General features: G+C 58.5%; 22 protein-coding genes. 10 read left to right on the top strand and 12 right to left on the bottom strand.

The window, feature by feature from the left end; all coding sequences use genetic code 11:
* Positions 1 to 173 precede the first annotated feature (173 nt).
* The 3 genes from VEB01_RS13695 to VEB01_RS13685 all read left to right on the top strand — a co-directional run bounded on the left by VEB01_RS13695 (position 174) and on the right by VEB01_RS13685 (position 3,201).
* Positions 174 to 965: a PhzF family phenazine biosynthesis protein gene (locus VEB01_RS13695; RefSeq protein WP_324876337.1), complete on the top strand. Its 792-nt coding sequence runs from the start codon at positions 174 to 176 to the stop codon at positions 963 to 965.
* A 14-nt stretch (positions 966 to 979) separates the two neighbouring features.
* The gene (locus VEB01_RS13690) at positions 980 to 2,191 is read left to right on the top strand and encodes an aminotransferase-like domain-containing protein (RefSeq protein ID WP_324876336.1); all 1,212 of its coding nucleotides are present in this window, start codon (positions 980 to 982) and stop codon (positions 2,189 to 2,191) included.
* An 89-nt stretch (positions 2,192 to 2,280) separates the two neighbouring features.
* Positions 2,281 to 3,201, top strand: a complete 921-nt coding sequence (locus VEB01_RS13685; protein ID WP_324876334.1) for an EamA family transporter — start codon at positions 2,281 to 2,283, stop codon at positions 3,199 to 3,201.
* 124 nt (positions 3,202 to 3,325) lie between these two features.
* Here the strand turns inward: VEB01_RS13685 and VEB01_RS13680 are convergent, their stop codons facing one another.
* Positions 3,326 to 3,772 carry a hypothetical protein gene (locus VEB01_RS13680; protein ID WP_324876333.1) on the bottom strand — a complete coding sequence of 149 codons (447 nt, stop codon included), beginning with the start codon at positions 3,770 to 3,772 and terminating at the stop codon, positions 3,326 to 3,328.
* 178 nt (positions 3,773 to 3,950) lie between these two features.
* Between VEB01_RS13680 and VEB01_RS13675 the strand changes: the two genes are divergently transcribed.
* Both VEB01_RS13675 and VEB01_RS13670 read left to right on the top strand, forming a co-directional pair.
* Positions 3,951 to 4,916 carry an AraC-like ligand-binding domain-containing protein gene (locus VEB01_RS13675; RefSeq protein ID WP_324876331.1) on the top strand — a complete coding sequence of 322 codons (966 nt, stop codon included), beginning with the start codon at positions 3,951 to 3,953 and terminating at the stop codon, positions 4,914 to 4,916.
* A 159-nt stretch (positions 4,917 to 5,075) separates the two neighbouring features.
* On the top strand, positions 5,076 to 5,738 hold the full coding sequence (locus VEB01_RS13670; RefSeq protein WP_324876329.1) for a VanZ family protein: 663 nt from the start codon (positions 5,076 to 5,078) through the stop codon (positions 5,736 to 5,738).
* Positions 5,739 to 5,947: 209 nt separating this feature from the next.
* On the opposite strand, the gene VEB01_RS13665 is transcribed toward VEB01_RS13670, so the two are convergent.
* Positions 5,948 to 6,559, bottom strand: a complete 612-nt coding sequence (locus VEB01_RS13665) for a hypothetical protein (RefSeq protein WP_324876327.1) — start codon at positions 6,557 to 6,559, stop codon at positions 5,948 to 5,950.
* Positions 6,560 to 8,035, bottom strand: coding sequence for a sensor histidine kinase (locus VEB01_RS13660; RefSeq protein WP_324876325.1), 1,476 nt, complete (start codon positions 8,033 to 8,035; stop codon positions 6,560 to 6,562).
* A 156-nt stretch (positions 8,036 to 8,191) separates the two neighbouring features.
* On the opposite strand from VEB01_RS13660, the gene VEB01_RS13655 reads away from it, so the two are divergent.
* Both VEB01_RS13655 and VEB01_RS13650 read left to right on the top strand, forming a co-directional pair.
* Entirely contained in the window at positions 8,192 to 11,881 is a 3,690-nt protein-coding gene (locus tag VEB01_RS13655) for a hypothetical protein (RefSeq protein ID WP_324876323.1), read from the top strand.
* Between the two features lie 172 nt (positions 11,882 to 12,053).
* Positions 12,054 to 12,542, top strand: a complete 489-nt coding sequence (locus VEB01_RS13650) for a hypothetical protein (protein ID WP_324876322.1) — start codon at positions 12,054 to 12,056, stop codon at positions 12,540 to 12,542.
* A gap of 64 nt (positions 12,543 to 12,606) precedes the next feature.
* On the opposite strand, the gene VEB01_RS13645 is transcribed toward VEB01_RS13650, so the two are convergent.
* The gene (locus VEB01_RS13645; RefSeq protein WP_324876321.1) at positions 12,607 to 13,131 is read right to left on the bottom strand and encodes an REP-associated tyrosine transposase; all 525 of its coding nucleotides are present in this window, start codon (positions 13,129 to 13,131) and stop codon (positions 12,607 to 12,609) included.
* A 364-nt stretch (positions 13,132 to 13,495) separates the two neighbouring features.
* Between VEB01_RS13645 and VEB01_RS13640 the strand changes: the two genes are divergently transcribed.
* From VEB01_RS13640 to fae, 3 genes are all read left to right on the top strand, one after another.
* Positions 13,496 to 14,713, top strand: a complete 1,218-nt coding sequence (locus VEB01_RS13640) for a TolB family protein (RefSeq protein WP_324876319.1) — start codon at positions 13,496 to 13,498, stop codon at positions 14,711 to 14,713.
* Between the two features lie 203 nt (positions 14,714 to 14,916).
* Positions 14,917 to 15,693: a hypothetical protein gene (locus VEB01_RS13635; RefSeq protein ID WP_324876317.1), complete on the top strand. Its 777-nt coding sequence runs from the start codon at positions 14,917 to 14,919 to the stop codon at positions 15,691 to 15,693.
* A gap of 260 nt (positions 15,694 to 15,953) precedes the next feature.
* Positions 15,954 to 16,478 (top strand): formaldehyde-activating enzyme, encoded by a 525-nt coding sequence (gene fae, locus VEB01_RS13630; RefSeq protein ID WP_324876315.1) that lies wholly within the window; start codon positions 15,954 to 15,956, stop codon positions 16,476 to 16,478.
* Between the two features lie 154 nt (positions 16,479 to 16,632).
* On the opposite strand, the gene VEB01_RS13625 is transcribed toward fae, so the two are convergent.
* From VEB01_RS13625 to VEB01_RS13590, 8 genes are all read right to left on the bottom strand, one after another.
* Entirely contained in the window at positions 16,633 to 17,919 is a 1,287-nt protein-coding gene (locus tag VEB01_RS13625) for a HEAT repeat domain-containing protein (RefSeq protein WP_324876313.1), read from the bottom strand.
* Between the two features lie 26 nt (positions 17,920 to 17,945).
* Complete coding sequence (locus tag VEB01_RS13620) at positions 17,946 to 18,872, bottom strand: glycosyltransferase family 2 protein (protein ID WP_324876311.1); 927 nt, start codon at positions 18,870 to 18,872, stop codon at positions 17,946 to 17,948.
* A 177-nt stretch (positions 18,873 to 19,049) separates the two neighbouring features.
* On the bottom strand, positions 19,050 to 20,270 hold the full coding sequence (locus tag VEB01_RS13615; RefSeq protein WP_324876309.1) for a glycosyltransferase family 4 protein: 1,221 nt from the start codon (positions 20,268 to 20,270) through the stop codon (positions 19,050 to 19,052).
* 4 nt (positions 20,271 to 20,274) lie between these two features.
* Entirely contained in the window at positions 20,275 to 21,129 is an 855-nt protein-coding gene (locus tag VEB01_RS13610) for a glycosyltransferase family 2 protein (RefSeq protein WP_324876307.1), read from the bottom strand.
* A 20-nt stretch (positions 21,130 to 21,149) separates the two neighbouring features.
* The gene (locus VEB01_RS13605) at positions 21,150 to 21,989 is read right to left on the bottom strand and encodes a glycosyltransferase family 2 protein (protein ID WP_324876305.1); all 840 of its coding nucleotides are present in this window, start codon (positions 21,987 to 21,989) and stop codon (positions 21,150 to 21,152) included.
* A gap of 35 nt (positions 21,990 to 22,024) precedes the next feature.
* A complete protein-coding gene (locus VEB01_RS13600) occupies positions 22,025 to 23,020 on the bottom strand; it encodes a class I SAM-dependent methyltransferase (RefSeq protein ID WP_324876304.1) in 996 nt (331 codons plus the stop codon).
* Entirely contained in the window at positions 23,021 to 24,349 is a 1,329-nt protein-coding gene (locus tag VEB01_RS13595; RefSeq protein WP_324876302.1) for a lipopolysaccharide biosynthesis protein, read from the bottom strand.
* Complete coding sequence (locus tag VEB01_RS13590) at positions 24,339 to 25,595, bottom strand: O-antigen ligase family protein (RefSeq protein ID WP_324876300.1); 1,257 nt, start codon at positions 25,593 to 25,595, stop codon at positions 24,339 to 24,341. Before VEB01_RS13590 ends, VEB01_RS13595 begins: the two co-directional genes overlap by 11 nt.
* Positions 25,596 to 25,841: the final 246 nt, after the last annotated feature.

The following is a 25,841-nucleotide window of genomic DNA, read 5'->3' as shown; positions in this document are numbered from 1 at the left end:
ACCGGTACAGGTTGGCTGGATCGATCGTCAACTGTATCTGTATTGTCCGCACCCGGAGATTTATTGTACAGCCATCACGAAACTTGGAACCCTGACGTTATGCAAGCTAATTTCGCGGCGCTGGGGCCGAAGCCGTCCGACCGAATGTTGATTTCGAACAAAGGGGAAAATCCATGCGCATTCCAATCTACCAGATCGATGCGTTCACCGATCGGCTGTTCGGCGGCAACCCGGCCGCCGTATGCGTGCTCGACCGCTGGCTCGAAGACTCGGTTCTGCAATCCATCGCCGCGGAGAACAATCTTTCCGAGACCGCTTTCCTGGTCGGCGGGAGCGGGCGTTATGGCTTACGCTGGTTCACGCCCAAGGTGGAAGTGAACCTGTGCGGCCATGCGACTCTGGCCTCGGCCTATGTCGTGTTCCGGGAAATCGAGCCCGCTTTGCGGAAAGTGATCTTCGACAGCCGCAGCTGCGAACTCCCGGTAAGCCGCGAGGATGAGCTCATGACCCTGGACTTTCCGGCGAGTCACGGGCAGATCTGCGATTGTCCGGATCTCCTGTCCGAAGGACTGGGCCGCAAACCCCTGGAGGTCCGGCGCGATGCCATGTACCTTTGCGTATTTGCCGACGAAGCGGATATCCGCTCCATGCAGCCGGATTTTTCCGTATTGGCGGAGCTCGACCTCATGGGCGTCATCGTCACGGCGCCGGGCCGGTCGGTCGATTTCGTTTCGCGCATGTTCGCACCCAAGGTCGGCATACCGGAGGACCCGGTGACCGGCTCGGCGCACTGCCTGCTGACGACCTATTGGGCGGCGCGTACCGGAAAAACCCGATTCACCGCCAGACAGCTGTCCAGCCGGAGCGGCGAACTCGAATGCGAGCTTCGGGGCGAGCGCGTCCTCATCTCGGGCCGGGCGGTGAAATACCTGCAAGGCGAAATTCTGCTGCAATCCTTTACCTAAGAATCAACTAACCCATGACGCTTCGATTGTCCCGCCGTGCCGAACGGCTCACCAGTTCTCTGATCCGGGATATCCTGCAGGTCACCCAGCGGCCCGGCGTGATTTCCTTCGCCGGCGGATTGCCGGCGGACGAACTGATGCCGCCCCTGGATTTCGAGGGGCTGGCCGACGATTGCCGCCAGTACGGCCCCAGCGAAGGCGAGCCCGCCTTGAGGAGCCTGATCGCGGAAAGGCTGTCCGCACTGGGCATGGATTGCAGCGCCGATCGGGTGCTGGTGACGTCCGGATCGCAACAAGGCATCGATTTGGTCGGAAAGCTGTTCGTCGACGAGGGTTCGCCGGTCGTGCTGGAAGCGCCCACCTATCTGGCCACAATCCAGGCTCTCGGCGCGTACGGCGCGGAATTCCAGGGCCTTCCGCTGTCCGCCGACGGCATCGACCCGGATGCACTGCGACGGGCCATAGCCCGTCGCCGGCCGGCTTTCGTCTATCTCATCCCGACCTTCCAGAACCCTTCCGGGTATTGCTACACGGACGAAGTCCGACACGCCGTCGCCGCGGTTCTGGACGAAACCGGCGTGCCCCTGATCGAGGACGACCCATACCGGGATCTAGTTTACCAGCCGGTCGACCGGACTCCGCTCTGCGCCTATCTGGAACACGCGCCCTGGGTTTATCTCGGGAGTTTTTCCAAGATCACCGCACCGGGCTTGCGGGTGGGTTATCTCGCCTCGTCGCCGTCGCTCTTTTCCGGCTTGGTCCGTCTGAAGCAGTCCAGCGACCTGCATACCAATCGCATCGGCCAGGCCTGGCTGATACGGTTTCTGAACTCGGCTGGGTTCGACGAACATATGGCGCAGATGATCCGCGTATACGGGGAACGGCGCGATGTGATGCAAATCGCCCTGCTGCGCCATTTCGAGGATCTCGCCGAGTGGCGGGCGCCGGCCGGCGGGCTGTTCTTCTGGCTGCGCCTGACCGCGGAGTGCGATACCCTGGCGGCGCTCCAGGCGGCACTGGGGCGCGACGTGGCGTTCATGCCGGGAGGCCCGTTCTTTCCCGCCACCGGATTGCGCTACCCGGCATTGCGGTTGAACTTTAGCCATGCAGCTCCGGAAAAAATCGAGCAGGGCATCGCCTTGCTCGCGGAGATTTTGGGCGAGTACGCCGATAGGGGCAGAACCCGCATCGCAATCCGCCCAAGCAGGGCTTGCGGACCCGGCTAAACAGGAACTGCTTGGTCGCGAAGCACCCTCCTCGAAATGACACAAGAGAAAAAACTGCCACTTGGTGGGGAGTATCCTCACGGGAACTGATGAAAACAAAGATCTGGATAGCTTTACTGTCGATTTATATCGTTTGGGGCTCGACCTACCTGGTGATTCGCTTCGCGGTGGAAACGATTCCGCCGTTTCTGTCGGCCGAACTCCGCTTTCTCGTTTCCGGCGCGATCCTGTTGGTCTGGCGACGCGCGGCGGGCGATGCCATGCCCACCCGCCGTCAATGGAGGTCGGCGGCGATCGTCGGCACCCTGCTCCTTCTCGGCGGCAACGGACTGGTCTCGTGGGCCGAACAGACTATCCCTTCGGGCGTGGCGGCGCTGATCATCGGCGCGGTGCCGATGTTCATGGTGATCGCCGATGCGCTCAGGCCGAACGGCGTCAAACCGACGGGCCGCGTGATTGCCGGCTTGACCATCGGTTTCACGGGGATTTACCTGCTCGTCGGCCCTTCGGAATTTTCGGGGGATATGCATTTGAACGCGCTCGGCGTGATGGCGCTCCTGATCGCCGGCCTGCTCTGGGCGATCGGCTCGGTCTACGGCAAAACCGCCGATCTGCCGAAGTCCGCGTTGATGACGACGGGTGCGGAAATGTTGGCCGGGGGTTTTGCCTTGATGGCCGTCAGCGTCATCAGCGGTGAGTTGAAGGGATTCAACTTTTCCCAGGTTTCTACCGACTCATGGTTGGGATTGGCGTATCTCATTACGTTCGGCTCGATGATCGGTTTCGTCTCGTATGCGTGGCTTTTGCAAAACGCGCCGATCTCGCTTGTGGCGACCTATGCCTACGTCAATCCGTTGGTGGCGGTGTTTCTGGGAAACTGGTTCGCTCAGGAATCGCTGACCCCGCGCATTTTGTTTGCGTCGGCGATCATCGTCGGATCGGTGGTATTGATAAATAGCGCGCGCAGTTCAAGGATCCGGAAAGAAGCGGTTGTAGCCGTGAACGAGTGATGTATTTCGATTTTTCATCTTTCGATGAGATTGAGGTTGTCCGCGTCGAATTGACGGATGCACTCGATGCGGTGGCAATCGACATGGAAGTCGGATAACACGAAGGCGCTGTGCCGGGCGAGCGTCAAAGATCCTTGAAAGTCGACCGCAGGACGATAACGGCGCCCTTGCCGAAGCCATAGCTGGTGACCACGATACTGGCCAGCAGAAGCAGACGGAATGCCGCCGGGAACAAACCTTCCGAGGGCGTGGGCGTATCCAGCACCGGAAAAATCGCCTGCATGAGAAACAGGCTGGAATTGGTGAAGGCGCCGACCACCATGGCCCAGCGCACATGCCAGGGCAGCGGCACCCTGGCGGCATAGAATCCGAAAATCAGGGCACTCATGAGCAGAAAATCCAGGTGCGCCTGCAAGAGGCGGGGGAACTTGCCCTGAAAGAGGCCCGGGAGCACAGGCACGGCGAAATTCAGACCGACCATGCACCACGCCAGAACCAAAGCCATCAACAGCCACAGCGCGGCGCCCCTGATCAATACCACGTTTCCCGCATGTCTCGAATCCTGATGCATCGTCACTCTCTTCGTGTTTCCCGATTACGGATAGGCGACGCACAGTATGAATACTTCCGTTTTTGCCGGCTGGCTCGGGACGGAAGCAAAACTTGATTGAAACGGCGGTTTCGCCGTTTACATCCGATTACTGCACGCCTACTATCCGGGACATTTCGAAAGACAGGAACTTTGATTTATGGGCACGCCGACTTCGCCGGCAGTCAGGCTCTCGACGGCAGATGTGCCGCAACGCGAAAGGCACGGCTGGCTGCGCGAGGTGATCGGCCGAGAATACGTCAAGGTAGAAATCAGCCCGCCCGCCGATGGATGTCTGTTCAACGAGATGACGATATATCCGTGGGAGGATCTGCGCCTCTCGGCCATTCGATCGAACGCGATCACCATCGAACGGTTGCCCGGGGAGCCGTACCGGGCCAGCCAGGATGCTTATTTCGCGGTCGTTCTGCTCTCCGGCCAATACTCGGTGGAACAGCAGGGGCGGGAGGTTTTTCTCAAGCCCGGCGACATGACCCTCTACGATGCCACCCGGCCCCATCGCATACACTGCCCGCGGAGTTTCTCGAAACTGATCGTCTCCATTCCACGGGCGATGCTGAGAGATAGGATTGCCGGGATCGAGCACTGCACGGCGCTCCGGATTCCCGGAAACGAAGGCATCGGCGCCGTAGCGTCGAATTTCATCCGCTCGTCCGCCGGCCAGGCAGGCCGGTTGAATCCGCACGAGTTCCTCGCGCTTGCCGAACACTCGCTCGACCTACTGACGCTGGCCATGACGTCGGTGCGCCCCGCGGATTTCAATCTCTCCCGAAGCCGTTCGCTCTCCCTCTACCGGGTCAAGGCGTTCATCGAGCGGCATCTTTCCGAACCATGCCTGAATGCCGCGATGGTTGCGAATGGCGTCGGCTTGTCGTCCCGCTATATCAACGATCTTTTCAAAGACGAGGGGACGTCACTGATGCGCCATGTCTGGCGGCGCCGGCTGGAAAATTGCGGTAAAGACCTGCTCGATTCGGCGCATAACGGCCACAGCCTGACCGAAATCGCGTTCCGCTGGGGATTCAACGATCTGTCGCATTTCAGCCGGGCTTTCAAACAGCGCTTCGGCTGCTCGCCGCGGGAGTATCGACAGCGGGAGCATTAAGCGCCTGTGCGCAGATTCGGCACGCTTTATCGTTCCATCGAAAAAATTCCGTATCGAGTGGACTGGAGAAGTGGAATTGAGTTTGCTACAACGTCCGCACCGGATCTCCTGCGACCAGGCAGCCGGTAAATTCCGGCGTCGTAGCGATTCTCATACATCATGCTTACCCTTGAAAAACTCAAGATATACCAACAATTCAATGGCGATATCGACGGCTGGGCGCGATCCGCCCGCCCTCACGATTCATCAGGCATGACCGACGCCGACTGGTACTTGATCGATGAACTGCTAGGATCTCTCCACATCATCGCTTCGGGTTCGGCCTCCTCGCAGTTTGCCGAGACGGTTGAGCGGAAGCTGCGCGCAGCTGCCGCGGACAAGTCTACTCGGGAAGCATTGCGCAAGCTCACACAGGTCAAAATGAGATTCGAGACTCACCGCCCGCTCCGTTTTTCCCGGCTCTGGCAAGGCATCGGATGGCTGATGGTAGCTATCGTGATCTGGCTGAGTTTGACGCCGGAGCCGCCCCAGCCGCCCACGCCGTTGCTCGCCTGGGACAAGGCGCAACACATGCTGGCCTATGCCGCGCTGATGTACTGGTTTCGGCAGGCCTTCCTGCCCCGTTGGCGCTGGCCGGTGTTTCTCGTTTTCTTGGGAGTCGGGCTCGAATTTCTTCAGGGACTTGGCGGCATCCGCACATTCGACCCGGTCGACATGGCCGCCAACAGCATCGGCGTCTGCCTCGGGTTCGGGCTAAGCTACACCCCGCTCGGAAAGCTGCTCTCGAAGATCGATGCGCTCGTCAGTCCCGAGCGGCTTTAGAGGATTTTTCGGTTTGCTGCAGCGACTGCGAGCATCGTTGCTAGGGTAGGCCGGGATAAGCCTGTCCTGAGCTTGGCCGAAGGGGCGGCAGCCGTTCCCGGCAAGGGAGTGCCGGAAACGCGAAGCCTGTCCTGAGCTTGTCGAAGGGCCTGTCCTGAGCCCAGCCAAAGGGCTTATTCCGGCCTACATTTTTGGCAGAGACACCCATCCTACTTCTCGCCTCCATCGTCAACCTGAGTATCGGCACTCGGCGCATCCATGCTTTTTTCGATCGCCCTGATCGCCTCCAATTTTTCCCGGAGAATTTTGGCCTCGTCCGTCGGGGGATCGGTTTTATAAACGGGTTTTGAATCGGGAGCACAGACCGTGGCCTGCTTCCGGTCCGATTTTCGGTCGGTTGCGGCCGATCTTCTCGACAGGCTCCCGGCCCGTTTCAGAGTCTCCATTTGAATGGCGACCAGGTTCTGCACTCGACCGTCCGGCATCCGGTTGGGAGGTATGGCCCCTATCGACGCCAAGATTTTGGTCGTGTCGCCGCAGGCTTCCGAAAGCGTTCGCGCGATTAGAAGGTGCAAGCGCACCCCTACGTCGGGGTTCCTCTGGTAATGTTTGAGCAACCGCCGGCACTCTTCGGCGCGCGACGCGCCGGTTTTGTTGGCGAACGCGGCCCCGAAGCCGAGCAGTTCGTCGATATCCGATCGCGAATACGCATCGTAGGACGGTGTGTAATACGAAGCCCTGGGCCAATCGGCGTAGTATTCGGCACAGCCGGTCAGCACCGACAACCCCATTAAAGCTGCACTGCGGACTAGCGTTTTCATTCAGGCAGCCTCGACCAGCGGAAATTGAACCCGGATGCGGGCGCCTTGCTTGTCCTGTCGCGGTTCGAGAACTTCGATTTTCCCGCGCTGGTTGGCGACGCACTCGCTGGCGATGGCCAATCCCATTCCGGAGCCCTCGGTGCCGAGGCTGAACGCGGCCTTGCCCCGGTAAAACGGTTCGAATACATGTTTGCTCTCCTCTTCGTCGATGCCGGGACCGTCGTCTTCGACCTCCAGTTCCATGCTATTCCCCACGGTGCGGAGAATGATTCGAATCTCGCCGCCTACCGGCGAATAGCGCACGGCATTGGAAATCAGGTTATCGATAATGGTTCGTAGCTGGTCCCGATCGCCGGACACCTCGACCGGCTGGACCAGCTCTTTGACCTTCAAAGACTTCGCTACCATATGAGGTCGATGATCCTCGATGACGGACTTTAACAGCTCCTGCATGTTAACGGTTTCCTCGGCGTGCTGTTCGGGTTCCTCATGGAGCCGATTGTAACGGGTCAGCTCTCCCAATAAGTCCTGCAACTTTTGGGTATTGGTCGTTAGCGTCTTGCCGATTTCGCGCTGATCCGGGCCGAGTTCATCGACCATCATGTTCTCGAGCAGTTCCGCGCTTGCAACGATGCGGGCCAGCGGCGTCTTGATCTCGAGCGAGACATTGTCCATCAACTGCCGTTTCGACTCCTCGAGCGAGCGCAGGCGCGTCCGCAGCAACTCCAGTTGATCGCCCAGATAGCGAAGATCTTGCGGCCCCGTGACGGTTATGGGCTTCGCGAAATCCCGCGCCGTCAACCTTCGGATCGCCTCGTCCAATTGCCGAACCGATCGTGTGAACAAGGTCAACAGAAACAGGATAACGGCAACGGAAATGGGCAACAAAAAACCTGCCTTGATCAGAAGGTCTTGCTGAACCGTTTTCGATTGCGCGTAGAGCTCGCTCGCCTCCCGATCGACCTGTTCGGAGATTTCGCGCCACAAGGTATTGGCCGCTGTATGCAAACCCTGAAATGCTTGGTCATCGGGCGATGTAACGCGATCGCCGGTCTCGGAACTGATGATCTGCTCGTAAACCAGCCGCTCCTGTTCCGACAGTTGGTTGATCGAAAGGCTTACTTTTTCATCCACGCCCAGTTTCAGCAGTTCTCCCAAGGTTTGCCTCAGGGAATTCCGAACGCTCTCGTAAGACTGGCGCTCATAGGGCTGGCGCAAGGCCGGATGCGCCAAAATAACGAAGAGCTTGGCTTTTCGCTCGATATCGGAAACTATCTGTAGTGCCGAGCGGGTGGTTTTCACCTGTTCGACGATTTGATAAAAGGTCCGCTGCTCCAGCTTTGCAATGTCGCGCATGGCGAATGCCGCGTACATCACGGCAAACAGCAAGGGAACCAGTACGACCACGAACCCGATGGGAATCAGGTATCTCAGCGAGAATAACTTTTCAAATCTCATCCGCTTCAAATCAATCATTGCCGCATCGTCGGATTCATAAAGCGAACTCAACGATGCCGTAACACTCTTGTGACCACCCCCTATGATAGGGATTTATCGTCCGGTCGTGTTGAATGACGTGATCGCTTTTTGAACGATTTCCGGCACGGCAGCGCATTCCGCGAGGTGAATTAGATGACAACATATTTCTCGAAAACCGGATTCACGGTCCTGGCGGCAACCTGGCTGACTTTCGCCAACGGCGCCGAACTCTCGGGATTGCCGGTTCAAGGCAGCGCCGAAAATCCCCTTCTTCTGCTCGAACTCGGCAGCCAGCCGCCGTCGGCCGCAACCCAGGACGCGGCAATGCGGGTTTATAAGGGAGATATCAGCGCGCACAAGGGAGACGCCTCGATTCAGACTGGCCCGGATGAAATCAGCTCGCTGCATCCCGGATTCGGCACATGGAATGTCGCTTTCCGATTCAAGCTGGAGCCCCGGCCGAATGCAAATCCATACACCTTTTGGGCACGCTGGCGGCAAGGCGGCGAACCCGATGTTTGCGTGCAGACCTTCGAGATTTGGGCGGGACCCGATGCCTCGAAACTCGAACAACGCGCCGTCGTAAAGCTGAAACCCAAGGGTTGGGAATACGCCTGGGTCGGCGCGGAAACCCCGCTGACGCTCAAGGCTGACGATGTCGTGGTCGAGGTTCGCGACAGCGGGGCCGGCCACGACGGCAAGATTTTCGACGCCTTTATGCTTGGGAGCCCACAACCGGCGACGGCGCTTCCGGAACAAGGCACGAAGGAACTACCCGTCGTGCTTCTCGAATTGGGCAAGACGCCGCTTTGGACCTCCGCCGAGAAAAATCCTTCGGTCCGGGTCCATGCCGGAACTACTGCGGGGCAGGAGGGAGCGGATTCGATCTTGACCGAAAAGGACGAGGTCCAGGTTTTCCACCCAGGCTTCGGCGCTTGGGGCGCGAGCTTTCGGTTCGACCTCGACCCCGCCGTTCCGCCAGGCCTGTACCGCTTTTTCGCGCGGTACAAGAGCGGTGGAGAAGTCTCGCAGGTCGCCCAGACGTTCACGGTCAAAGCCGGCGCCGATCCTAACGGACTGGCCGCACGGGGCGACTTCGTTGTGACCAACACTTCGCCCTGGGAATACCAATGGGTGAAAGGCGCCGCCACCGTGGCGATTTTGCCGGGCGACAAGCTGCTGCAAATCGAAAACGCGGGCAAAGCCGACAGCGCGAAGGTCTTCGATGCCTTTCTCCTCAAGCTGGAAACGCCGCTCGGCGATTGGATGAGCGCATCGGCGGCTCAGGCTCGAAACCGCTTTCTGGCGCAGACCAAAACAGTCTCCAACCCGAGCGGACAACTCTACGTGCTCGACGGTAAAGGCGATAAAGGCGAGACGCTGTTTCGCGGATTAGCTGCCGATGCCGCCCGCCAGCGGGTTCAAAAGCTCCGGGTGAACTATTCGATCGGCCCCGAAGCCGAGGACATGGCTCGGCGTTTGAATCTCCCCGCGCTGCCCGCCGCGCTCGTGACCGACAACCATTACTCCGTGCTCGGCGCCTTGGCCGCGCCCAAAAACGAAGCAGCCGTGGCGAAATTTCTCGCCGATCCGGAACATGCGGGCACAATGCTCACGATTCCGGCCGTGAAGCCCGAGGCGGCTACCCCGCTCCGTAACGGCGTCCCGGAAGCCTGGCTGGTCGGCGGATTGCAGGACGGCTTGGCGGGTGTTTCGATTTACGGCCTGGACACCGAAACCATACTGCGCGCGAATCCCGATCAGCCTTACCTCAGCACGGCGATGATGGGGGGCAAAATCAAAACCTGGCAAAAAGCCCCGACCGCATCCAACGGCGTTACGGTCATCGAACCCGCTACCGATCACTCCTACGGCTGGTCGCGCGGAACCGGCTACGCCCAACTCTATCTTCACATAGATCAGCCTACCCAGGCGCTGCTGAAATTGCGCCAGTCCGGGATCAGAACCGCCGGATGGCTGGACGGGCAACCCCTCGCCTTCGCCGACGATCAGAATCCGCCGGCCGACTTTCCCACTCCGGGCGAACCGGCCAAGACCGCGCTCCAGGGCCTCACCACCGAAGGTCTTGCGGTCACCGCCCTGCCGGAACGCGCCGAACCGCCAAAGGCCGCGGCTTTGGCGCTTGCGCCCGGCTGGCACAGCCTGCTGGTCAAGCTGGCCATGCAACACGACAAAGATCAAAGCTTTTTCTTTGCCGCGCGCTTTACCGACACGAACGGTCGTCCGATCGATCCGATCAAGACGCAACTCGCCGATCCCGGTGCCGACCTGGCGCTCAACGCCGTGGCCGCGAAGCTCAGGACGCTCGTCTATGTCGACGCGCCGGCCAACCTGACTCGTCCGGGCGACCCGCTCAAGCTGCGCGCCGACATCCGCTGGCATCCGATTCTGGAAGAAACCGAGCTGTCCGCTCCCCTGCCCCGTTTCCGCGCCAGGCTGCGCCTGCGCGTGACGGATTATCGGGGCAACGAAGTCGCCGCGAAGGAGGTCGATGGTCTCTTCCCCGGCGAAGCCAAGGTCGATTTCGGAAAAACGCCGGAAGCGGGCTATTACGCTGTCTACCCTTCACTGCACACGCCCGACGGCAAGCTCATCATGGCCTATCCCGCCGACGGCTTCACCGTGGTGCGCGGAAACGCCGCCCAGAAGGAACGGCTGGACAAGAAAAAGCTTTGGAACAACGACTATTACGCCTTTTTCGACGGCGATAAAGGCTTCCGGCAGGAAGGCGGCTATTTCGCCTGGCTGGAGCGCATGGGCATCTACAAGAGCTACGGCTCCTATCCCGGATTCCCGCCGGAACATCAGGCCAAGTGGGAACGCGCCAAATCACGCGGACTCGTCTTCTTCGGAGACACATCCGGCGACAGCCATTGGCTCAACGACAAGCCCGAAGACGGGCGAGCCTTCATCGAAAAGGCCTCGGCCTATACCCGCTTCTTCAAGGCCACCAACGAAATCGACATCCGCCGCGAAGGGGAATGGCAAAAGCTGCGCGATCCCGCCCACTGGGTCGAGCGAGCCCGTTGGGAGTACGAAGCAGTGCACCAGGCACGGAAGGACGGTCACTATGTTGGAGGCAGCCTGGTGCGTCCCGGCGATACCGCCGACAACGGAAGTTATTCCGGCGGACTGAGTTCGGGAAAATGGTTCGCCGAAGTGCTCAAGCTCGGCCTCGACAAGTACCAGGACGCCTGGGACGTCCACGCCTATCCGCAACGCCCGCCCCGTTTCGGAGGCCCCATCGGCAACAGCTCCACCGAAGACGAACGCGGCGTCCTGGCGGCTTACGAAAGCCTCAGCCGAAACAATAACCTTCCCTTCTGGCTGGGCGAAGCCGGCGCCAAGACCGCCCACGGCTTCACCGGCCGCCGCTGGCAAGCGGAGCAAGCCGCCAAAATGATCGCCTGGGCCAACAGCCGAAGCGACTATCTAGGCTTGGCATTCTGCCTCGGACACGAATACGACTGGGGCTACGGCCGGCTCTGGGACTACTCCATGGGCCACAAGCCCGCCGAAGCGGCGCTATACACCGCCGGCGCCCTGATCGACGGCCTGCCCTACAAGGCCGTGGACACCCGGGACGCCAACGTTCAGGCCGCCTATTTCGGCGAAACCTTCATGATCTGGCGGACGGACGAGCAGTCCGGCGATTGGCCGCTAAAACTCGATCCGGCCAAGGCTTGGGTTATGGTGGACGTGGTGGGACACGCAGAGGCTCTTGCGGTCGATAAGGATGGCAAGGCGACTGTCAGGGTATCGCCGAGTCCCTTGTATATTCTGAGCAAGGCGGATTATGAACGGCTGACACGTGGTCGGTAGGCTGTTTGCTGGGATTCGCTTCGCTCTTCCCAGCCTACAGTGCTAGACAATCAAATTTATCGACATCTAATATCGATATGGCCCCAGCTTCCTAGAAGCAGAAACGGCAAACTAGGTAATTCATATGCCGTTTTTAACATAAAATTAAGACGTCTACTTTTGGAGTCCCCGCATGGCAGCCGAGATCGTTACAGCGGTTATCGCAGCCTCCGGTGCAGTCGTCTTAGCCGGAGCAAGTTACTGGTTCACTAAGAAACGTGAGCGTGACGCCGAGCTGCGCAAAGAGAAGCTTGATCATTACAAGGACTTTGTAGCCAGTCTCAGCAGTATCATCTCGGGCGAATGGACAGCCGACGGTCAGCGCGCTTTCTCTAGAGCATGCAACAAGCTCAATCTTGTAGCTCCCCAGGCGGTTCTCCAAGCCCTGCAAGAGTTCCAACAGGAAATCAAAATAAGCAACACCGAGCGGAGCAACGAGCGGCACGACAAACTGATGTCTCGTCTCTTCTATGAAATTCGGAAAGACCTTGAGGTCGTGCCAAAGGACAATGAAGCGACTTTTAGAATACGTTTGTGGGCATCTGGCGTACCACCGGAGAGCCCTACTAACCCGTCCATCGAGCGGACACCAGGCGCTGACAAGCCCCGTAGGCTGGGATGAGTGAAACGAATCCCAGCCTACGTAGGATGGGTAGAGCGTAGCGAAACCCATCAATCCGAAAAGCCTATTCCAAATCCAAATCATCCATTTCCGGACCCGCCCAGTCCTTCGAGTAAATGCCCAATCCGACATACCGATGAAATGAGGAATAAGGCCAGTTTGAAACTGCCTTTACATATCCGTGTTTTACCGGATTATGGTGAATGTAATCGACGTGCCGCGCGAAATCTTCTTCGTCGCGGATGACGTGTTCCCAAAATCGGCGTTGCCATACTCCGCGCTCACCCTTACGGGAACGACTTTTGGAAATGCGTTCTCCCTTTTCAATCTCTCTGGAAAAGGCTGATTTAATTTGCCGCCAGCGTAGGCTGAAATCCTGTTCGCCCGTTGGCAGGGTCCAAATCGTATGGAGGTGGTCCGGCAAAATCACTACCGCGTCGATCGTGAACGGATGCGCTCCTTTGACCACACGAAAAGCTTCGCGCAAGGCACCGATATGTTCCGTCAACAGCTTGCGATGCCGCTCTGCCAGGTTAACCGTAAAGAAATATGTACCTCCCTCGACACGGAAACGGCGATAGTCGGTCATGGTCTACCTGGTGTCATTTAGAATCGTCCATGGTGTATCACGGCTCTGGCATGATGGGTTTCGCTTCGCTCTACCCATCCTACACGATCTCGCTACACGATCCCGCCGGATGTCCCGGCGTGTCAATGAGAGTGACAGCCGCCTTTTGCTTACCCCCAACCAAAACTTGTCACAAAAATGAGGAACTACCGTAAATAAATAGTTCTCGAATTAAAAAGATTCGTCCTGATAAAGGAAGGAGGGAATCATGAAGACGTTAAGGAATAACAAGCAGGGAACAAGCAGAGCGAAGAGGCATCTCCGCGCAGGGTTGTCGGTTGCCCTGCCTTTGATCGGGATATGGTCGCAGACTGCCCTCGCCCAATTGACCTGTGGCATTACACAGATCACCGACGGGAACACATTCGGAGCCATCATCCAACAAAACAATGCGTCCATCAGCGCCGATGGCACTCGCATCGCGTTTCATCTCGATGCGGACCTGACGGGCGGCAACGCCGACCGCAATTTCGAGCTCTTCCTGTTCGACGCCAACACAAACACCATCACCCAGGTCACCAATACGACGAGCGGAGCAGCGCCCACCAACCATGCTCCTTCCGTCAACGCCAACGGCACCCTCATCGCCTTCGAGTCCAGCGCCGATCTGACCGGGCAGAATCCCGAGCTGAACAGAGAGATCTTCCTGTTCGACGCTACGGCGGTTGCCTTCAGGCAGCTCACCGAAAACGCCGGAATCGGCCAGGCCTTCCTGCCATCCATAAACGCCGAAGGCACCCGTATCGCTTTCGAATCCAACGCAAATCCGACCGGTCAGAACCCTAACGGCAACTCTGAAATAGACCTGGTCGACACGGCGACCAACAGCATCGCTCAGATCACCAACTCCCCCGCCAGGATCGGCAGCTTCAATGCGTCGATCAGCGCGAACGGTGCCCGCATCGCCTTCGACTCCGATGAGGACCTGACCGGCGGGAATCCTGACTTCAACCGGGAGATATTCCTGTTCGACACAGCGACCAACACCACAACGCAGCTTACCAACTCCATCGCAAGCGGGCCCGGCATCGGCAACTTCGCTCCATCCATCAATGCCGATGGTACCCGCATTGCCTTTCACTCCAACCAAGACTTGACGGGAGGCAACGCTGACGGCAACGATGAGATCTTCCTGTTTGACGCAACGACCGGCGCACTCGCGCAGATCACCAATTCCACCGGGGGCGATCCCCTCCTCGAGAACTACTCTGCCTCGATCAACGCCGACGGCACCCGCATCGCCTTTGTGTCCGGCCGGGATCTAACCGGGACCAATCCCGACAGCAGCCTCGAAATCGTCTTGTTCGATGCCGCCACCGGCACCTTTACGCAGGTCACCAATGCCCCCGCGGGCAGCAGTATCAGTCCGTCGATCAGTTCCGACGGGAGACGCATTGCCTTTGTGTCGAGATCGGACCTGACCGGGGGCAACACCGACAACTTCGATGAAATATTCCTGGCAAGCTGTGAAGAACCCGTGGTACCCGTGGTACCCGTGGTACCGGGGCCGTACGGCATCGTTACAGGCGGCTTAGGACCGTAGACCGGGTTGTAGCGGTAGCGAAAATCCAACTAATCCACGCCTGAAAGAGCTGGGTGTCGTTCCTCAACCCAGCCTTCCACCGTGCTTGACACTGTGTCACGGCAAAGTACATCCTTTTTTCCGTAAAACGCGGCAACGCGCACGGTAACGCCCTACCCTTATCAGCCCGTTTCCAGACATTCAACAACGGAGGCTATCTCATAATGAAGTTGCGAATTTGGGTTCCCTCGGCCGACCGTGTGAGACGCTGGCTTATGACTATCGTGCTTAGCCTGGTCGCGCTGCACCTGGCCGGACAGTCGGTCAAGTATTTTCTAGGGCATGGCCAACTCAGAGGCTTGGTGCCAATCTTCAACCTCGAACACGAATCGAGCGTACCCACCTGGTATTCCGCGTGCGCACTAGGGTTGGCCGGCATCCTGTTGGGAATCATCGCCGCCGCCAAATTCGCAAAAATAGACCGCTATCGCTTCCACTGGGCGGGGCTGGCGGGATTGTTCTTTTTCCTGTCGCTCGACGAAATAGCCACGTTCCACGAGTTGCTCATTGCGCCGCTTCGCGAGTTCCTGCATGCCGGTGGACTGCTGTACTACACCTGGGTGATTCCTGGGGCGATATTTGTGGCCGCGGTGGGGTTGGTGTTCGCGAAATTCCTGTTTGATCTGCCGCCGGCCATTCGAAGGCGTTTTCTGCTCGCTGGGGCAGTGTTCGTCGGCGGCGCGATCGGCGTCGAAATGCTCGGCGGACTTCAGGCCGACTGGCACGGCAAAGAGAATATCGGTTATGTATTGTTAGTGACGCTCGAAGAGTACATGGAGATGTCGGGCATAGTGATCTTCATCCACGCACTGCTGGAATACCTAATGGCCGAAGTGCGCGAGATCCGTTTGAGCTTCGGCCCGGCCGCCCCGGAATCGGTAAAGGGCAATCCTTTCCAATCCGGAAATGAGCCTAAACAGGGGGAGGAATTGGCAGCTTAGGAAATGATGGGTTTCGCTACGCTCTACCCATCCTACGCGATCTCGCCGGATATCCCGGCGGATCAATGGGAATGACGCCTCATTGGCCGGGATTGCTTTGCTCTTCCCAGCCTACAAGCTATTTGAACAAAGACCTGCAACGATTTCCCTTGACGCATGCTCTAAGGTTGACATGCCGAAGGCAGAGTTTCCGTACGATTTTGCAGTCGGAATCTGATATTTGGTCTCGCTCGATAAGTGCATCCAAAGGAGGGAATACCATGCAAATACAAGCGCAAAAGATTGATCGAGTGCTGATAGGCGAAGCCCTGGTGGGAGAAGGCAAGGAGGTCGCGCATATCGATTTGATCATGGGACCGCGAGGCAGTGGCGCAGAAATCGCATTCTGCATCGCTTTGACGAATCAAAAGCGGGGCGACAACGCTTTGCTGGCGCTGGTCGCGCCGAATCTCATGGCCAAGCCCCCCACGGTGTTATTCAACAAGGTCGAAATCAAGAACGAGAAGCAGGCCACCCAGATGTTCGGGCCGGCGGAACGCGCCGTTGGCAAAGCCGTGGTGGACAGTGTCAGGGAGGGCGTCATACCCATGGACGAAGCCGATAATATTTTCATCTGTGTCGGCGTCTTCATCCACTGGGAAGCCGACGATGACAACAAGATCCAGGATTGGAATTACGAGGCGACCAAACTGGCGATCAAGCGCGCGGTCGAAGGCTCTCCCACGCCCGCCGAAGTCATTGCGCAGGAGAACATAGCGCATCATCCGCTCGCGGCGCACGATTAAAAAAAGCACGGTTGGGTCGCCGTCACTGTAATTTCGTAGGCCGGAATAAGCGAAGCGTTTCCGGCAGCGTCGTGCACCAGAAACGCTAACGCCCCTTCGACCGGGCTCAGGCTAGGCTTATCCCGGCCTACAAGCAACAAGCACTCCCGTAGGATTACGGAATGGTTTGATACTCTCCCCAGCGTGGCCCTTTCCTTTTCTCCTTCTCCGGCAAATTCGAGGCCGTCTGGCCATGGTCTTCCAGCCATCTGCGCCCGGCCTCTTCCAGTTCCGGATTACCGCATTTGATGAAATCCCTGGCCATCCCGGCATTTCCCAGGAAGCCTAGAGCGTCCATGAGCCGGTCCTCGGTTCCGGACCCTCCTTTTTTGATCAGTTCGTCATAGGTTTCGGACGCGGGGACGGCATCCTTGGTCTTCGCGGCGATGGCATCCGCCGCGCGCGAATCCTTGGCTTTCCTTAGCGCCAATGCCGCCCCGGAGCGAATTCGCCAATCCGTATCTTCCAAAGCGGCTATCAAGGGGCCGATCGCGTCAGGCCCTATCGCCAGCAGCGCTTCCCTAGTTGCTTTCCGAAATTCGGGATCGCCGTTCCTAAACCCACCGGTCAGGGATTCGATAGCCGGCCGGCCCATGCTCGCCAAGGCTTCCGTCACCCCGGAACGAACCCCCGGATCGTTATTCCTCAACGCCGCCACCAGGGGCTCCGTTGCGGGCGGGCCTATCTCCACCAGCGATTCGGTGAGCGTGGTGCGAAACCCCACTTCGCTGTCCTTGAACGCCGCGATCAAGGGCTCGACCGCCCGAGCATCCTTCAGGCGTCCGAGCGCAACCGCGGCATCCCATTGGACCGCGGGATCGTCGTCCTTCAAGGCTTCGGCCAAACGTTCCAGCGCCCGAAGATCCCGAAAATTCCCAAGCGATTCCGCGGCTTCCCGGCGGACCTTGGCGTCACTATCCTGCAAAGCGCCAATCAGCGGCTCCACCGCCGAGGGATCTTTGATTTCTCCCAGCGCTTTCGCCGCGCCCGAGCGGACCGAGGGTTCACTATCCTTGAGAGCGGCAACCAGGGGTTCGACCGCCGCTCCGTCCATTTCACCCAGCGCCACGGCAGCCGCCCATTGGACCGCCGAGTCGCCGTCCTTCAAGCCATCGATGAGCGGCTCGATTGCTCTCGGGTCTTTAAGATCGCCCAAGGCTTCCGCGGCCTTCCGCCGAACCTCGGGGCTATCGTCGTGCAAGGCGCCGACGACGGAATCGAATGCCCGCGGATCGCCCGTTTCTCCCAGCCTCTCCACCGCCTCGCGGCGGATGACCGAATTGCCCTCTTTCGCGGCATCGATCAAAGAGCCCACCGGCCGAGAGTCCTCTGCCCCAAGTCCGGCGGAAGAGAGCCACCCCAAGAGCAATGCCAGCCGGCATTTTCCTCGCGATTCGATCATCCCGGATATCCCGCCGGAAGATAGACTCAGGGCATCGCACGATGCCAGTAGGCCCGGTGCAGGCTGAAACGCCTGTTGAGAAACAACGGCAATTTCCGATGCAAGGAGCTTCCCATTTTGAAGCCCAGCCACTTGAGGCCGGTGCGCAGCAAAGCGGACGGAATCAGCCATGGCGCCCGCTTGCCGAGATAACGAAGTTCGGACAGGACGAAGCGCCGACCTTCGCCGGCTGCTCGCCCAAAGGTCTGTTGCAGCCAGGGAGTCCGGGCGTGAAAGACGCCGATATCGAAATAGCGCTTGAATTCGTCCGCGTAAGAGTAATCGTGCGAGTGGCGGACTTGGGCATCCGCGCGATAAGCGATTTCCCAGCCCGACAGCAGCATCTTGCCGGCAACGAAAGTATCCTCGTTCATGACGGTGTCGGTGGGAAACCCGCCTACCTCGAGCAGCGCGCTACGCCGGTAGGCGGCAAACGAGTTGGATATGAAAGCCGTTTTGATGCCCAGCCGGCTGCGGTCGTCCAGGCTGCGCACCTGGCTCTGCGGCGGATAATTGAAAAGACGCGCATGCGCGCCGATCGGCTTGGCATCCCGATGGGGAAGCTGGCGGCCGTATGCCGCCCCGACGCGTTCGTCGGCAAATGCCGCCAAAAGGCGCTTGATGGCGTCCGGTCTGGCCAGCAGCGCATCCTGGGTCATAAACACGATAATCTCGGCTTCGGGCAGCATGCCGATCCCAATCTGGCGGGTTCCGCCGTGATTGAACTCGGCCTTGGGGATGACCTGCACGTCGAAACCGTGGGAACGCGCCAAGGCAACCGTGTCATCGTCGGACGAAGAGTCGATGACCAGGAGGCAATCGGGCTTTCGGGTTTGCCGCGCGAATGCGGCGAGCCAGGGTTTCCAGAGACTGCCCGCGTTCAGTGTGGGAACGATCAGACCGATCTTGGTCATAAAGAAAACTCCGTCATGGGTGTTGCGGATGAATTGAGTATTGCTCCGGGAGAATGCCGGATACGCGAAGCCTGTCCTGAGCTTGTCGAAGGGCCTGTCCTGAGCCCAGTCGTAGGCCGGGATAAGGCGCTAGCCGTTCCCGGCGCTCGGCATATCAACATGCCGGAAACGCTTCGCTTATTCCGGCCTACAAAGGGCTATTTCTTGAGGCGAAGCGACCGCACTGGAGCCCGTCAATACCCGCCAGACCTGCTCCCCGAGCTTTACCGGATCGAGATGCGTCTCGACGTACTGCCGAGCGTTTTCCGACATCCGCTGCCAATCCGTTCGGCTCAGCGACTGGGCCCGGCGCAGGATTTCGCATGCGGAATCTTCCGTGCGGTCGAAGATGAAACCGGCGGCTATCGATTCGACATGATCCCAGGCCAAGCCTCGGGCGACCAGGACCGGCCGTCCCGCGGCCATGGCCTCGGCCACCACGTTGCCGAAGTTCTCGCGCATGCCGCCCGTTTCTTCGAGCCCGGACGGAAGCGCGAGGAAATGGCTATCCGCCAACAGCGCCGCAACCTCGGTCTGCCCCAGATAACCCCGGTAGCTGATGGCGCCGCCAGCTTGCTCGACCAGCGCCTGGAACTCCCGGAAATACGCTCCGTCCACGCTTCGTCCGGCGACCACCAGGCGGTCGGCTTCACGCCGGGTCTTGAGCCAGGCGCGGATGAAGGCGTTGATGCCTTTCTCCTGCTGGATGTGGCCGAGAAAACAGATCTGGATTCCCTCTCCGGCGGGGTAACCCGCGATCGGCACAGCCCGGCTGTCGATCCCGTTCGGGACCAGCAGAATACGGGCATCCTCGCCGAGAACGTTCCTTACCCCTTCCGCTTCGGTGTCGCTGGTGCAATGAATGGCGATGGCGCGCCGCAGCGTGGGAAACGTCAGCCATTTATAGAACAGCCATTTGTGCGGTTTTCGCTCGCGAATCAAGCCGACATGCTCGGGCATCAAACCGCCGTGCACCGCAACCGTAAAGCGGCGCCGAAGCAGCACGCAGAAAATGGCTGCGAGCGTACTGGGCCAGGTGGCGATGCCGTGGATATAGACGACCGGCGCCTTGAGGCACAGCCCAAACAGTTTGGGAATCGCCCCGAGCCCGAATCCCCATCGCTTGAATCCGTACGAACGGTAAAGACTGACTTCGACCGTATCACCCAGCCGCACATCCTCCGGCTCCAGCCGGCGATCGATCGATTCGCTGGAAGTCACCAGCGAAACCTTGTGGCCCAATTCCGCCCATGCCCTGGTCAAAACGCCGGCCGTTACCGATACCCCGCCGTAACCCTTGGCCGGGGGAATATGCGTCGAAACGACACCCACATCCATCACCGTATTCTCGCTGCCCATGGCTTTATCTCCCGTACGCGCAAAAGCCGCGCCATATGCCGACCAGGTTATTGAACGAATACACGAATCTTTTCCGGTTGAGCAACACCGCGGCCACCGCCATTTTCACCATGGGCGCGATAAACATCTTTCTCAGGATGTAATACAGCATCGATAAATCATATTCGTTCGTGAATTTCCGGATATAGGCACCAACGCCTGCGGAATACATGAGCATCCTCTTGGTGCCGACTTTATAGTTGTCCTTATCGGCGTGATATATCTTTATCTCGGGGTTATAAAAGGCTTTGTTTCCGGCGCGCAGCAATCGGTACAAAAGTTCAAACCCTTCAGCGCCGGGATATTTAGACCCTATCCCGAAATCGTGATCCAGACAAAACTCGCTCCGGTCCATCCTTTCCAGATTGAAAAAGTGGGTAAACTCGACCCCCATCATGTAGAACTGCGAGAAATATCTCGGCCATTTCGAATTCACGCCTATGCTGAACCGGGTTTCGGAAAAATCGTAAGAAGCGGCCGATAAAATAGCGACTTCCGGTTTATTGCCGAATTCTTCAACCACTTTTTCCAGAACGTCTTTCTCGTAAACACAATCATCATCCGGAAATGCGATGATATCGCCTTGCGCAAAGCGAATTCCGTAGTCTCTGGCTCTCGAATTCCCCGTAAATACCACTTTTACATGATTTACCGGAAAACGAGTTTTATACGGAGCAACGATCGAATCTATTTTTCCGTCTCTGTTTTGGTCGATGATGATCAGCTCGAAATCTTGAAAGGTCTGATTCTGTAACGAATTCAAAAAATAGGTCAGCTCTATATCCCTTCCTAGAGTCGCCAGAATAAGTGAACATTTCATAACCAACACCTCTCGTATACTCAAGGATTATCTTCGGCCAGGGTTTCGTGCTCTCGGAAGGAACCTGCCTCCGATTCACGCCCTGCCCTTGCTTGCGCGTATATCGTGGCTTCATACCAGGTGAACATCAGAGCGAACTCCAACCCTGCGGCGCCGTCCAAAAATCCCCGCCGCAGCACGAAGTGATAGAGGAATCTGGCGAATACCCTGAACGCGGACCGCCCGAGCCACACACTCAAGCGGCCGCGCGTCGTCATCGCGGCTCCCGCGGTGGGATACAAACGCACCTCCTGCGCCGCTTTCTCGACATGCTTGTGCATCCATTCGACGATTTCGCCGTGATAGAAATAATGGTCATAGGGAATGGGCGAATACGAAATACGGCAGGTCTCGAGTACGGCTTCGCCATGCCCGGTATGATTGGTGACGAATTTCGTGGTATCCCTCTGCACCAGTCTCGGGTGATAAATAGGGTAACCGGGTGCGTAATTAAGCCGCTTTCCGCGAAGATAAAGAATCGACGGCACCATGATGACATCGGCCGAGTCCGAAGTCGCGATCTGAGACTCGAACCAGTTGTAGAATTTCGTCGGATAAATCTCGTCCGCATCGATGAATAATACCCAGCGGCTTGGGATATCACAGCGCTGAAGCGCGAAGTTACGCTGCTCCGCAAATCCCGGCCAGGGATTCTTGTAAATCGTACAGCCACGCCGTTTTGCGATTTCGATCGTCCGGTCTGTGCTCCCGGAATCCACGATGACAATGGGGTATCGGCTGGGGATTCCATCCAGACAACGCGGGAGATTATCTTCCTCGTTCTTGGTCAAGATAACGATAGTCAACATACGGTCATTCATACGATCTCTCCCGCTGAACCGGCTTATGGCCGAAGCTATGATTTGACGGCATATATGCTGATGTACGTGCCCATTCCAAGCGAATTCACGATCCGTGAAAACGGCCTTTGGAAGCGCATTACCAGGGATTCCAGGACGGATGATATTTTTTCTCCACTTTTAATGCGTTTGGATAATGCATTCGGTTGAATTCGGGTTGTCTGTTCCATTTTCATTACCTTAAATCCATTACGTTCCAGCAATACCCTTAACCCTTTCTCGGTAAAGTAATTGACGTGCTCGGGCACCCATAAACAGGCGTTATCCCGAGCGCCGAGCAGCTTCACGGCGAAGGATTCGAAATTGGGCACCGCGCACGCCAAAACGCCACCCGATGCCAACAGTCTGGATACTTTCCTTACCGCCTGTTCCGGATCGAGCAGGTGTTCGAGCACTTGAGACATCACCACCACACCAAAAGGATCTGAATCCTGAAAAGACTCGAACATGACGGGTATCGGCTCATCCCCGTTGAGCTCCTTGAAAACGGTATTTTCGTATTTACCGGGATTGATGCTTACCGTGCAGTATCCCTCTCTTCTGAGGGCTCGCGTGTAAAAGCCGAACCCCGAACCGATATCCAGCGCTGTTCTATTTCCCGAGCCGTTGAGCCGATCCGCATCGCGAGCCATGCGCGCGGCGTCCACCGTGATGTTCGGGAACTTCACTTCCCGGGCCAATATTTCGGCGACCGTCACCGGCTGGGTAAGCGCTTGCCCCGAGTATTGGTAGATGGTTTTCAGCCAATCCGCATGCGGCGGCCGATTCAAGAAGCCCGTGCCGCAATCGGAGCAGCGGCATATATGAAACGCCTCGACGCTGTTGTCCTGCGTGTACTGGTACCGTTTCGTGCGCCAAAAACGGAGATTCTTGCCGCCGCAGGCCACGCATTCGTACAAAAGCTCTCCGTAAACGGCGGAACTTGCCGATGCCGGCGCCGCATCGCTCTCGCCCCAGGCCATTTCAGAGAAAAAGTACAGAGGTACAGGCATTTAACGAGCTCCCGCGGAATTAGATTGAATCGCTTTCGAAAACTGAGCTTTCCGGACGCCGATCATCCGCCAGGGTCTCGCCAGCATGGCCAAGATGAACGCCTCCACACCGAAATAAATCGGCGCTGCCATGGCCGCGCCTATCAAACCGTACTCCTGAATCATCAAGGGTATGGCGACGGCGGCGGTGACGGCCCCGCACAAGCGGCCCGCCAGCAAAGGCCGAGTCCGTTTGATGGCCAGCAGCGGTTGAGCCGCCACCATTCCCAAGGCTTGCAGCGCGCAGCCGGCCCCAATGATGGGCATCAGAACGGCCGCCGAACGATAGGTTTCCGCGAGCAGCAAGGCGGCCACCCAGTCCTTCAGCAGCACCAAGGCCACGACGCCCGTTATGCCCATGGCGGCCACGCAGCCCAGCCAGATCCAGAATATCCTGAACGCCTGCGCTTTTTGGCCCGCCGAGAAATGTTGGAAATACACGGGTTGAAAGGTGCGCAGCAACACGATGGCGCTCCGGTTGAACGCCTCGTTGGTCAGGGTGTAGGCGGCTGCGTAGACGCCCACGTCCGCCGCGGTCATCAGGTAGCCGACGATATACCGATCGCCCAGGCCGCTGAACCAGGACAGCAGTTCCATCGGAATCAGCGGCACCGCATAAGCCCAAACGTCCCGCTTGAGGTTTCGCAGAATTACCGGGCGATGTCGGACCTTTTCGCTCCGTTTCGGCCGGTGAACGAACGACCAGAGCGTATTCGCGGCGATGCTGGCGAAGGCGTAACCTAGCAACACCCACGCGGCGTTTGCCCCCCAAAGCCACACCAGCAGGATGGCGAGCAGCGGCCGCAGAATGCTGTCGCTCGTCTGCCAAAGGCTGGCCTCGCGTTGCCGGCGCTCGCCGATCAACAACTGAAACCCCATTTCCCGGCGCACGGTGGCTGCAAAAAGCAGGGCAGCGGCCCCAAACAACCAGGGATCACTCCCGGTTATATGGCTGTACGCCGCCCCTCCAAGCGCCAGAAACAACACGGCAACTGTGCTTGAACGCGTGGACAGGCCGCGGACGACCCGGTACAACGCCGACCGTTGTCCCGTCTCCAGGCACTCCGGCAGCATCCGCATTCCCGCGCAGATAAACGGATAGGCAAAAATACTGACGCCGAGCGCCACGATGCCGGTCAACAAAGCAACCTGCCCGTAAACTTCGGGCGAAACCAATTCGGTAATGATCCGGGTGCCCAGCAGCAGCACGACGCCCGACCCCACCTGGCCGAGCAATGCCCACGAGGCATCGCCGAAGATTCGCCGGCCGGACGCGGTTTTAGCGGGCATGTTCGCCATAGCCGCGGTAGCTCGCCGCCGTCACCCGCGACGGCAGTGAACTCGGCTCGCGCGCGGTTCCCAGCACCGCGCCCCAGAGAAACATCAGCATCGCATTCTGGGGAAAATACTCCCAAAGATTGAATGGCAAACCCGCCATGAAAATGAAGGTCATCACCAATCCCTTTTGGGGATAACCGGACACCCTTGCGGACATCCAGACAAACACCAGATAAGCCAAGAGGCCAATCAGCCCGTAGCCGTTAAGCAGAAAAAGGTACAGGCTGTCCGAATCGAACTGGCCCGGAAAGTATTCGGCGCCGTACAAGACATTGATGGTGTTCGAGCCGAGCCCGAGCCCCCAGCCGAACAGAAGATCCGGCAGGTCATTGATATTGCCGCCCAGCATTCTTTGCCACAGCGCGATGCGGCCGTCCTGCGTGGGATCGGCATCATCCCGGCCGCTCAGCAGCGGACTCGAGGCCAACAGCAGCGCTCCCACCGCGAGCGCCGGGGCGGGTAGAACCAATGCCCAGCGGTCGCGGGGACGCACCGCCGAATAGAACTGAAAGAAAAGGACCAAAAAAGAACTGAGCAAAGCCGTCCGGGAACCGCTCAACAAGGCCAGAAAAGTAGTTGCATACATCCATTTCCGGAGGTTCGGGGCCTTTGCCAGCGCAAAGAAAAGCGTGCACGTCGACATCGCCGCGCCGAACAGATTGGGGCTGACGAAAGTGCCGAAGGGACGACCGCCGCCCAGAATCGACACGCCGACCAAGGGCGGCGCCCAAAGCGCCTGGGCGATGGCCAGTACACCTTGCAGGACGATGTAATAACGAAGAAAAGACGTGAACTTCAGGACGACCTGCTCCCCCGCACCCAGCCTCGCCGTCATGAAGCCGATCAGCGCCAGCGGCAGGTATTCGAACACGCGGAGCCCGGACAGCGGCACCACCAGCGGCAAATCCAGAAACAGCGCGTAGGCGACCTCGAACAATGCATAGCTCGCGACCACCGCGAGAAAGGCGAACATCGCACCGGTCGCCGCGCCGTTCCAGAACCGCCGTTCGAGCGCCGCGTAGGCGATCACGACCACCAGCATCACTTCGCGCAATATGCGCAACCCGAAATCCTGCTCCCCGTAAACCTCCTTGACCCCATTCCACGCCGATTCGACCTGAGGCAGCGACGCAAGCGCCGATACGCTTACCAGCGCGATCAGGAGTATGGGCAGGTGCTTTTCGACTCGGATTTTCATCGTTTAAGAGTTTCTTGGCGGTGGTAATGCCAACCGATGCTGTTTTGGTGCCGCTAACGCGGCGGCTTAATTTGAATGCGGGTCTCGCCCCGCAGGCGAGATACTTTTCTTTGCGCGGCCAAAGAAAAGTATCCAAAAGAAAAGCCGCCCGAATGGCGCCCTTGATCCTGCGCTTCTCGCCCCCGGTTCGAGGCTCCGATGCTCGGGGTCGCCATACGGGAAACAGACCGCAATCCTTTTGACCGA

It is taken from the genome of Methylocaldum sp. (assembly GCF_035627495.1).
Classification (GTDB): Bacteria; Pseudomonadota; Gammaproteobacteria; order Methylococcales; family Methylococcaceae; genus Methylocaldum.
The sequence above is the reverse complement of the archived record's forward strand: the minus strand, read 5'-3'. Positions and strand labels throughout refer to the sequence as shown.